7 protein-coding genes are annotated in these 7,491 nt (G+C 64.8%); 4 read left to right on the top strand and 3 right to left on the bottom strand.

Annotation, left to right across the window (positions count from 1 at the left end; genetic code table 11):
* Positions 1–86: 86 nt before the first annotated feature.
* From sufC to ACLFQI_RS09825, 3 genes are read left to right on the top strand one after another with little or no spacing between them, the layout of a single operon-like run.
* Positions 87–839 carry a Fe-S cluster assembly ATPase SufC gene (gene sufC, locus ACLFQI_RS09815; protein ID WP_410758914.1) on the top strand — a complete coding sequence of 251 codons (753 nt, stop codon included), beginning with the start codon at positions 87–89 and terminating at the stop codon, positions 837–839.
* On the top strand, positions 836–2,221 hold the full coding sequence (sufD, locus tag ACLFQI_RS09820; RefSeq protein WP_410758916.1) for a Fe-S cluster assembly protein SufD: 1,386 nt from the start codon (positions 836–838) through the stop codon (positions 2,219–2,221). The genes sufC and sufD overlap by 4 nt, the downstream gene beginning before the upstream one ends.
* A gap of 36 nt (positions 2,222–2,257) precedes the next feature.
* Positions 2,258–2,689: an SUF system Fe-S cluster assembly protein gene (locus ACLFQI_RS09825; protein ID WP_410758918.1), complete on the top strand. Its 432-nt coding sequence runs from the start codon at positions 2,258–2,260 to the stop codon at positions 2,687–2,689.
* A 172-nt stretch (positions 2,690–2,861) separates the two neighbouring features.
* On the opposite strand, the gene ACLFQI_RS09830 is transcribed toward ACLFQI_RS09825, so the two are convergent.
* Positions 2,862–4,064 carry an AI-2E family transporter gene (locus ACLFQI_RS09830; protein WP_410758920.1) on the bottom strand — a complete coding sequence of 401 codons (1,203 nt, stop codon included), beginning with the start codon at positions 4,062–4,064 and terminating at the stop codon, positions 2,862–2,864.
* A gap of 200 nt (positions 4,065–4,264) precedes the next feature.
* Between ACLFQI_RS09830 and ACLFQI_RS09835 the strand changes: the two genes are divergently transcribed.
* On the top strand, positions 4,265–4,690 hold the full coding sequence (locus ACLFQI_RS09835; RefSeq protein WP_410758922.1) for a hypothetical protein: 426 nt from the start codon (positions 4,265–4,267) through the stop codon (positions 4,688–4,690).
* Here the strand turns inward: ACLFQI_RS09835 and ACLFQI_RS09840 are convergent.
* Complete coding sequence (locus ACLFQI_RS09840) at positions 4,677–5,579, bottom strand: ATP-binding protein (RefSeq protein WP_410758924.1); 903 nt, start codon at positions 5,577–5,579, stop codon at positions 4,677–4,679. The genes ACLFQI_RS09835 and ACLFQI_RS09840 overlap by 14 nt on opposite strands.
* 23 nt (positions 5,580–5,602) lie before the next feature.
* Positions 5,603–7,270 (bottom strand): energy-dependent translational throttle protein EttA, encoded by a 1,668-nt coding sequence (gene ettA, locus ACLFQI_RS09845; protein WP_410758925.1) that lies wholly within the window; start codon positions 7,268–7,270, stop codon positions 5,603–5,605.
* Between the last annotated feature and the right edge of the window lie 221 nt (positions 7,271–7,491).

A 7,491-nucleotide genomic window follows, 5' to 3' on the forward strand; every position in this document is an offset into this window, starting at 1 on the left:
AGCCAGATTGTCAGCAAGAACACGCAGGGCGCGAGGCGAGTCGACCTAAGAGCGTCGCGGCGCCCATCATGACTAGGAGTATTCGCATGTTGTCTGTGAAGGGCCTGAAGGCCAATGTCGGTAATGAAGAGATCCTGCGCGGCCTCGACCTCGAGGTGAGGCCCGGCGAGGTGCACGCGATCATGGGGCCGAACGGCTCCGGCAAGAGCACCTTCGCGCATGTGCTCTCCGGGCGCGAGGGCTATGAGGTCACCGCCGGCAGCGCCATGCTGGATGGCACCGATCTGTTCGCGCTCGACCCCGAGGAACGGGCGCGTCTGGGACTGTTCCTCGCCTTTCAGTACCCGGTCGAGCTGCCGGGCGTGAACAATATGTACTTCCTCAAGGCGGCATTGAACGCGATCCGCAAGTCGCGCGGCGAGGAGGAACTCGATGCCGTCTCCTTCATGCGCCTGATGAAGGAGAGGCTGAAGGTACTGCATCTGGATGACAGCCTGCTCAAGCGTCCGGTCAACTTCGGCTTCTCCGGCGGTGAGAAGAAGCGCAACGAGATCTTCCAGATGGCCCTGCTCGAGCCCAAGCTGGCGATCCTCGACGAGACCGACTCCGGGCTCGACATCGATGCCCTGCGCATCGTCGCCGATGGCGTCAACGCGCTGCGCAGTCCGCAGCGCTCGATGATCGTGGTCACCCATTATCAGCGCCTGCTCGACTACATCGAGCCCGATCATGTGCATGTGCTGGCCAAGGGTCGGATCATCCGCTCCGGCGGCAAGGAGTTGGCGCTGGAACTCGAGGAGAAGGGCTACGGCTGGATCCTCGACGGGGAGGCGGCATGAGCGCGGCAACCAACCCCAATCGACCGCCGGCGGCAGCGGCCGAGGCCTTCGCCGGCTGGCTGCGGACTCTCGGCGACGAGGCCGCACCCGAGGCGGGTACTGGAGCGGACAGTGGCGCCGACACGGGGCCGAGCTGGCTCGCCGCCGAGCGTCAGCAGGCTGCCGAGCGGGTGCGCGCGCAATCGGTGCCGACCGGCAAGTCGGAGCAATGGCGCTATACCGGCCTGCGTGCGCTCATCGATCAGGGCTTCGTGCAAGTCGACGAGCCGCTGACCGCGCTCACCCCCGAGGATATCGAGGAGGTGCTGGTGCCCGGCCTCGATGCCTGCCGCGTGGTGCTGGTCAACGGCCGCTATTCGGAGGCGCTCTCGGACCTCGGCGAGCGGCCGCGCGGGGTGCGTATCGGCGGTCTGCGCGCGATGCTGGCCGCGGACCCGGCGGCGCTGGAGGGCGTGCTGACCCGCATCGCCGATGCCGGCAATCATGTCTTCGCGGCGCTGAACACCGCCGCCATGCAGGATGGCCTGGTGGTGCTGCTCGAGCGGGGCGCGCTGATGGAACGCCCCATCGAGGTGATCCATCTCTCGGTGGGCATGGACGAGCCCCGGGTGGCGCAACCCCGGCATCTGATCAGCCTGGGCGATGGCGCCCAAGCACGGGTGATCGAGCGCTATGTCAGCCTCGGCGACGCGCTCTATTGCACCAATTCGGTGCTCGAGATCGCGCTCGGGCGCGATGCGCTGCTCACCCATGCCCGCTTGCAGCAGGAGAGCCCGAACGCCTTCCATATCACCGGCCTCTATCTCAGCCAGGACGCCAACAGCCGCTATGCGGGCGTCAATCTCGGCCTCGGCGCCACCTGGGCGCGCACCGATCTGGTCACCCGCTTCAGCGGCGAGCATGCCGAGTGCGATCTCCAGGGGCTCTATCTGGCCGGCGACAAGCAGTTGATCGACTATCACATGGATGTCCGGCACGGCTTGCCGAATTGCAGCAGCCGTGAGCGCTTCAAGGGCATCCTCTACGGCAAGGGCAGGGCGGTGTTCGACGGTCTGGTCTATGTCGCGCGCGACGCCCAGAAGACCGATGCCGACATGTCCAACCGCAACCTGATCCTGTCGTCGAGCGCCGAGGTCGATACCAAGCCGCAGCTCGAGATCTATGCCGACGATGTCAAGTGCAGTCATGGCACCACGGTCGGCCAGATCGAGCCCGAGGCGCTGTTCTATCTGCGCTCGCGTGGGATCTCGGCGGCGCTGGCACGGCGCATGCTGTGCCTGGGTTTTGCCGGCGAGATCATCGATGCCCTGGGCCCCGAGGCCTTGCGTGACTATGTCGCCGAGCAGGTCGGGGAGCGGCTCGAACGGGCGCCGCTGGAGTGATCCCATACAGTCCTTTGCAGTCGAGGTGACCCTCTGATGAACAGGTTAGCCAGATTCGCCGGGTTCGGCGCGGGCGAGCATGGGCGGATCGATCGTGACGATGCGCCGGGCGCCGACGCGACCGCTGATGCAACCATGGACGCGGCCCAAGCCGGCGGCGATCCGGAGTCGTTGCGCGAGCCGATCATTGCCGCGCTGCGCCGGGTTCACGATCCGGAGATCCCGGTCAACATCTACGATCTCGGTCTGATCTACAGGATCGATATCGCCGACAATGGCGATGTCGATGTCGACATGACCCTGACCGCGCCGGCCTGTCCAGTGGCCGGCATGATGCCGGTGATGGTGAAGGACGCGGTGAAGACCGTGGACGGCGTCGGCGAGGTCGAAGTCGAGTTGGTCTGGGACCCGCCCTGGAGTCCGGACACCATGTCCGACGAGGCCAAGCTCACCCTCGGCATGCTGTGAAGGGCGGCCCGAAGCGCGCCCGGCCGCCAGTGCCAAGCCCCAGTGCCAAGCCAGCGCCAAGCCAGCGCCAAGCCAGCGCCAAGCCAGCGCCAAGCCAGTGCCAACCGGCCCGGACAGGCCCGCTGTGGCCGCGCTCGGCGCGCCCCCGGGGAGCAAGCGGGGAGCAGACCTCTCACGGCGTTGGCGCAGGATCGCGCTCGGGTTGCTCGCTACCTTCGTCATGATCGCTGCCGGTCTGCGGGAGGAGACACTCGGCGGACGCCTGGCTCGTCGCCGATGCCGCAGTTCCAGCGCCGGCGTCATCCTTAAGCTCATGATGGTGAACGGCGGGTAAGGTGTCCTTGAACGCCTCGCCATAGATCTCCCAGATGGTGATGAACAGCGAGGCGATCAGAGGGCCGAGCAAGAGCCCGGCCATGCCGAAGGTGAACAGGCCGCCGAGGGTGCCGAAGAAGATCATCAGTTCGTGCATGTCGGTGTGCTTGCCGACCAGGATCGGGCGCAGCAGGTTGTCGACGCTGCCAACAATGAGCGCGCAGAACAGCATCAGACCGATACCGGCGGCATAGTCGCCCTGAACCATGAGCATGATCGAGGCCGGCACCCAGACGAGCGCCGATCCGATCCCGGGAATGATCGAGAGCACGGCCATCACCGCGCCCCAGAACACGGCATTCGAGACCCCCGCGACCGCAAAGGCGGCGCCGGCCAAGGCGCCTTGCAGGAGGCCGATGAGCAGGGTTCCAAGCATCATCGCCTGCGTCACCGAGGTGAACTTGCGCAAGATCAGGCGCTCGTCATGCTCCTCGAGCGGCAGGTAGTAGAGAGCGGTGTGAACGACCTTCTCGCCGTCGATCAGGAAAAAGAAGAGGGTGTAGGAGAACACCACCGTGAGGAACAGGAACTGCACCGTGCCCAAGGCAATGCTCGAGATCTTATTGACCAGGAGCCTGCCGAAACCTTCCACGGCATCGGCGATCTGCGTGGTCATCTTATCCTCGTAGGGGATCAAATGCTGGTAAAACGGCAATTGCTCGAGAAACTCCTGGAAACTGCCAGGCTCCTCGAAGAAATCGACCACGATTGGGATCAACGACTGGCCGACATCGATCGCCTGTCCGACGAAGACCATGGTCAGGATGACGACCGGGATCAACACCACGGTCAGCAGCAGCAGCAGCGTGATCAGCGAGGCCAGGTAGCGCCGACCGCCGAGCCACTGGTTGAGCTTGATGTAGCCCGAATGGCTCATCGCGGCGAATACCGCGGCCAGGAAGATGGCCACCAGGAACTGCTGAACCATGGTCAGGAACACCAGCGAGATGATGGCGACCAGCCCAAGCAGTACGGATTTATAGATCATTCGCTGCTTCATTTCCAAGTTCATGGGCGCCTTTGAGCAAACTTGACTATTTTCATGGAGAACGATTCGAGGATCGCGAGAGGATGCGTTCCAATGCAATCAGCAGCGGTTTTGGGGGCCAGCCGTAAGGACGCCGCTGACCCGTCCTGGATGCCTTGGGCGAGGCAAGATTGCAACCGCTTCTAGCAAACAAAGTAAGGGGGGAAGAATCAATGGACAAGTTTACGCGTAATTACAGCATCGTTCTGGGGATGCTGGTGATCGCCTTGGTGGCCTGGTGGCTCAGCTCGATCTGGCAGCCAGAGGTGTGGTCGATCAACGACAAGCTCGAGCAAGACGCCGAACTCGCCGACTATCCCTACCAATTCCGCGTCCTGCGCCTGAAGGACGGCGTGGCAACCATCTCGTCACCGCGCAACTTCCAGGTTCCGGCGATGCGCTTTCTCGAGGTCATCCATCCTGAAATCGCGGGGCTGGCGGATGATGATCCCAAGGTTGTCGCCGCGCAGGAGGATCTCGTCGATCACCAGAAGCGCGTCCAGGACATGGTGCTGTCGCAGCCGGAGGTCGACAGCGTGACCTGGGAACTCGACGTCAAATGGCTCGCCGATCACGGCGTCCAGGTCAACGGTGGCTGAGGCGCTGACGGCCGGCCCAGTCGCGGGCGAACTGCCAGGCGGTGCGGCCGCTGCGCGAGCCGCGGCGCAGTGCCCATTGCAAGGCCGCTGATTCGGCCGCCGCCGCAAGCGCGGTGCCTTGGTGTTCAGCCCCGTCGGCGCCGAGCTGCCCGAGCCAGTGTCGCACCACCTCCAGGTACTGCGCCTGGCTGAACGGATGGAACGAGAGCCAGAGGCCGAAGCGATCCGAGAGCGAGATCTTCTCCTCGACGCCTTCGCCCTGATGGATCTCGGCGTCGATCATGCGCGCCTCCTGGTTCTCGCGCTGGTACTCGGGCAGCAGATGGCGGCGGTTGGACGTCGCGTAGATCAGCAGGTTCTCGGGCGGCGCGCTCAGCGAGCCATCGAGCGCCGCCTTCAGCGCCTTGTAGCTCGATTCCGAGGCCTCGAACGAGAGGTCGTCGCAGTAGAGGATGAAGCGCTCGGGACGGTCCTCGATCTGCTCGATGATCCGTGGCAGATCGATCAGCTCATCCTTGTCGACCTCGATCAGCCGCAGCCCTTGTGCCTGATAGCGATTCAGCAGGGCCTTGATCAGCGACGATTTTCCCGTACCGCGCGAGCCCGAGAGCAGGACGTTGTTGGCGCCGTCGCCGGCGAGGAACTGGCGCGTGTTGCGGTCGATCTCAGCGCGCTGCCGATCGATGCCGCGCAGATCCTCGAGCCGCAATCGATGCGGCCGGCGGATCGGCTCCAACCGGCCCCGGCCGCGGTGTCCCTGCGGTCCATCCTTGCGCCAGCGCCAGGCGATCGCATCCCAATCGGTCGCTGTCGGCTCCGGCAGCCAGGGCTCGACACGGTCGAGCAGGGCATCGACGCGGCTCAGGAATTGGTCGAGGTTGGTTGCCATCGTGCGTACCGAGCGCGCCTCGATCAGGCCGTCAACGGCCGGTAACGGATGCGGTGCGGCTGATCGGCCTCGGTGCCCAGGCGGCGATGGCGATCCTCCTCGTAGTCGGCATAGTTGCCCTCGAACCAGGTCACCTTGGAGTCGCCCTCGAAGGCGAGGATATGGGTCGCGATGCGATCCAGGAACCAGCGATCATGGCTGATCACCACCACGCAGCCGGGGAAGTTCAGCACCGCCTCTTCGAGCGCGCGCAGGGTCTCGACATCGAGATCGTTGGTCGGCTCGTCGAGCAGCAGCAGATTGCCGCCGCTCTTCAAGAGCTTGGCCAGATGCACCCGGTTGCGCTCGCCGCCGGAGAGATCGCCGATGCGCTTCTGCTGATCCGAGCCCCTGAAGTTGAAGCGACTCACATAGGCGCGCGAGGGCATCTCGAACTTGCCGACGACGAGGATATCCTGACCGTCCGAGATCTCCTCCCAGACCGTCTTCTTGGCGTCGAGCGCGTCGCGGCTTTGGTCGACATAGGCGATCTCGACCGTCTCGCCGACGCGCATCTCGCCGGCATCGGGCTGCTCCTGGCCGGTGATGATCCGGAACATCGTCGTCTTGCCGGCACCGTTGGGGCCGATCACGCCGACGATGCCGCCCTTGGGCAGGTTGAACGAGAGATCGTCGTAGAGCAGTCGATCGCCATAGGCCTTGCGTAATCCATTGGCCTCGATGACCAGATCGCCCAGGCGCGGACCCGGCGGGATGTAGATCTCGTTGGTCTCGTTGCGGCTCTGGAACTCCTGCGATTGCAATTCCTCGAAGCGCGCCAGCCGCGCCTTGCTCTTCGACTGCCGGCCCTTGGGGTTGGTGCGCACCCATTCCAGCTCGTGCTTCATCGCCTTGATGCGCGCCTGCTCGGCCTTCTCCTCCTGCTCCAGGCGCTTCTCCTTCTGCTCCAGCCAGCTCGAGTAGTTGCCCTGCCAGGGGATGCCGTGACCACGGTCCAGCTCCAGGATCCAGCCGGCGACGTTATCCAGGAAGTAGCGATCATGGGTCACCGCGACCACGGTGCCGCTGTAATCCTTGAGGAAGCGCTCGAGCCAGGCCACCGACTCGGCATCCAAGTGGTTGGTCGGCTCGTCGAGCAGCAGCATGTCGGGCTTCGACAGCAGCAGCCGGCAGAGCGCGACGCGCCGGCGCTCGCCACCCGAGAGCTTGCTGACCTCGGCCTCCCAGGGTGGCAGGCGCAGCGCGTCGGCGGCCTGATCCAGGGTGCGGTCGAGATTATGGCCATCGGTGGCCTCGATCAGATCCTCCAGCTCGGCCTGCTCCTTGGCCAGGGCGTCGAAGTCGGCATCCTCCTCGGCATAGGCGGCGTAGACCGCATCCAGCCGCTCCAGCGCCTGCTTGATCGGCGCCACCGCCTCCTCGACATTGCCGCGCACGTCCTTGGACTCGTCGAGCTGCGGCTCCTGCGACAGATAGCCGATCTTGATCCCGGGCTGCGGGCGCGCCTCGCCCTCGATCTCGGTGTCGAGACCGGCCATGATGCGGAGCAGCGTCGATTTGCCGGCGCCGTTGAGGCCGAGCACGCCGATCTTGGCGCCGGGGAAGAACGACAGGGAGATGTCGCGCAGGATCACGCGTTTGGGCGGCACGATCTTGCCGACGCGGTTCATGGTGTAGATGTATTGCGCCATCTTGATCCAATTCGGTTGGGCCGGGGTGGCGAGGCCGGTATTGACCAGGCCAGCGCGTGGCGAGTGTTCAGGGCTGAGTCATCGGCGCTGGGTAGGAGGCGTCCACGACGCCGGCGCGATACTCGAGGCGAGTCCACGATTTTGCCCCCTCTCCGCTAGAATGTCCAAGGTGAGCGCGTCGCTTCGCGCACAGAGTACTCGATGAGGACAGCCGTTATGGG

This window comes from Halochromatium sp. (assembly GCF_046541315.1).
GTDB lineage: Bacteria > Pseudomonadota > Gammaproteobacteria > Chromatiales > Chromatiaceae > Lamprobacter.